Genomic DNA, 2445 nt, shown 5'->3' on the forward strand with positions numbered 1-2445 from the left:
GGATAGTCCCAGTTTACGCGGTTATCCCGCGCAAATTTTGGATAAGGAATACACCAGAGCGCGTCGAGAAGCCGCCAGACAAACGGGTTTAATCCTTAGCATTTTTCCAGAGTTTTGTCCCTATACTATCGCGCAGGTGATCGAAGATTGGTTGCCCAGTGATAGCCTTGATTAAAGGTTAAATAATCCTAAATCCGGTTATTAAAGACTGATTATTTATTCTCCCTTTTTGCATGAGTGCATGAGCAGAAAACGGGTTTCTCGGAGAAACCCGTTTTCTGTGCGTTGCTCAACCGATTTAGTATTATGTGACAGTTGAGGGTGCGGAATGTGGGATTGATCGCCCATTTTCAGACCAAAACTCGAAGTATAAGCAGATTAAATATTGCTAACTATTGACAAATTAGTATATGTGTTGTAAGACCGGGTGACATACAGAAAGTTGACCTATATCGTTGCTCTGGAAATTGTTATGCAGAAAGTTGACCTATAATATGTAGTTATACCGATTAGAGCCATGACCAGAGAAAGCCAAAAACTTTACGAGCTAAACGTAGTCAAGCTATTTCGTGATGCAGGAGGATTGAGCCACTACGCAGAACTGCACGTGCCAGATCACCTGGAAAGACCCGATATCATAGCAAGAATTGATTCTATTACGATTGGAATCGAAATCAGGAATCTATTCAATGACGAGAAAGAGGGGTCTGGCAGTCGCGACCGTAAGCGTCGTGGCATATATGAATCTGTAGTTAAAACTTGTTCCCACATTCATTCAAGGCGTAGCGACAAATGGATTGATGTCCAGGTATCCTTTAGCAGTTATCGTGATGCTGACCTGATCGCAAGGCGAGAAAGAAAAATAGCTGAGATGCTAGTGAAATTGGTTGAGAAGTATGATCCTAAAATTGGAGATTATTTCACCTTGCGTGCTGAAAAGTTGTGGGGGCCGGATTGGCCTGAAGAAATCGACTATGTTCGCGTAATGCGACTTGAAGGGGATCACCCCCCTCATTGGAGTTACACAGATAGCTTTTGGGTCGGTGAAACAACAGACGAACTAATACAGAATGCACTTGACGACAAAGAACGGAATATTCTGAAATGGCGTGATGGATTTGATGAGGCATTGCTTTTACTTGTCTTAGATGGCAGCGTCGGCGCAAGTATGCTTCGCCCGCATGAGCAGTTGATGAATAATGAGTATCTAAGCTCTTTTGATCGAGCCTGCGTCATGGAGTTCGATGGGAAGAGTTACAGAGAACTGCGTCTGCGAAGAGCTAAGGTATAACGCACTGCGATGTCAAAGGCACTGCGTAGCAGAGCGCACCGCCTCATAATGCGATCGCACTATCGTAGGGTGAGTTCCCTAAGGCAACTTCTACCGCTCCAGCGATCGATTTTGGGGAACGCACCATGCACATTGATTGAAACTGTGAGTCTAAGTGCGATGCAGCCTTTGTGGTCCCAGTTGAGAAATGTTAGCGAAGATTGCCAATGTTTAGGTTAAAATAGAGGGGCAAAAGTTGCAACGGGGTCAGGCCAATGACAGTTAATCAACTCCGCTACAGCAAAGAAGAATTCGCCCGACGTGGTAATGAGATTTATCAATCTCAGGTGCGCCCCCAAGTCGAGGAAGGCAATCATGGGAAGATTGTAGCCATAGATATAGAAACAGGGGCTTTTGAGCTTGCCAATGACACAATAACTGCTTCTAATCGATTGCTTGAACGAAACCCTGATGCTCAAATCTGGCGTGTCCGAATTGGACATAAAGGCGTTCACCGCTTTGGCGTAGGTCGTCTGCTTTAACTTTATGATGAACGGAATTGTTGATCAAAACTGCGAGGCGAGGCTTAGGTTAGTCGTAAGCAATGAGAGTAAACAGAGGCAAGTAATTGATGCTGTTATTGATACAGGGTTCACAGGCTTTTTGACCTTACCTCTGACAGTAATCAGTTATCATTAAGAAAACGCCGGATCGTTAACCTAACAGAATTAACCCCACAATCCCACCCGAAAAGCTTGAAAAACAGGGAACCGGTTATGCCAACCACCTACGATTGCGATTTAATTCTCTGGGCCCGGGATACGGCTCAACTTTTGCGGGAACAACGCTGGGATGCCATTGACTGGGAGCATTTAATCGAGGAAATCGAGGATTTGGGGAAAAGTGAACGCAGTGCGATTGGTTCTCAAATGGAGCGAATTTTGCTTCATCTGCTCAAGTGGCAATATCAACCCCAACGGCGCTCCGATAGTTGGCTGGATTCCATCAATGATGGGCGATCGCAAATTCGTCGTAAATTAGAGGATAGTCCCAGTTTACGCGGTTATCCCGCGCAAATTTTGGATAAGGAATACACCAGAGCGCGTCGAGAAGCCGCCAGACAAACGGGTTTAATCCTTAGCATTTTTCCAGAGTTTTGTCCCTATACTATCGCG

General features: G+C 45.1%; 4 protein-coding genes. All 4 read left to right on the forward strand.

Features of this window, described 5'->3' with window-relative positions; genetic code table 11:
• Positions 1-175 (forward strand): DUF29 family protein (locus O9295_RS08420; RefSeq protein WP_288032658.1); only part of this gene is annotated, 175 nt, incomplete at its 5' end.
• A gap of 342 nt (positions 176-517) precedes the next feature.
• A complete protein-coding gene (locus O9295_RS08425; protein WP_104397033.1) occupies positions 518-1291 on the forward strand; it encodes a hypothetical protein in 774 nt (257 codons plus the stop codon).
• A gap of 254 nt (positions 1292-1545) precedes the next feature.
• The gene (locus O9295_RS08430) at positions 1546-1812 is read left to right on the forward strand and encodes a hypothetical protein (protein ID WP_002733164.1); all 267 of its coding nucleotides are present in this window, start codon (positions 1546-1548) and stop codon (positions 1810-1812) included.
• Between the two features lie 234 nt (positions 1813-2046).
• A partial coding sequence (locus tag O9295_RS08435) for a DUF29 domain-containing protein (RefSeq protein WP_288032656.1) occupies positions 2047-2445 on the forward strand: 399 nt, incomplete at its 3' end.

The sequence above is a fragment of the Microcystis sp. LE18-22.4A genome, from assembly GCF_027531105.1.
In the GTDB taxonomy this organism is placed as follows: Bacteria; Cyanobacteriota; Cyanobacteriia; order Cyanobacteriales; family Microcystaceae; genus Microcystis; species Microcystis aeruginosa.

Bases quoted from the DNA above. Each gene is read 5' to 3' on its own strand.
- O9295_RS08425 (WP_104397033.1), top strand. From the start codon at position 518: ATGACCAGAGAAAGCCAAAAACTTTACGAGCTAAACGTAGTCAAGCTA.
- O9295_RS08430 (WP_002733164.1), top strand. From the start codon at position 1,546: ATGACAGTTAATCAACTCCGCTACAGCAAAGAAGAATTCGCCCGACGT.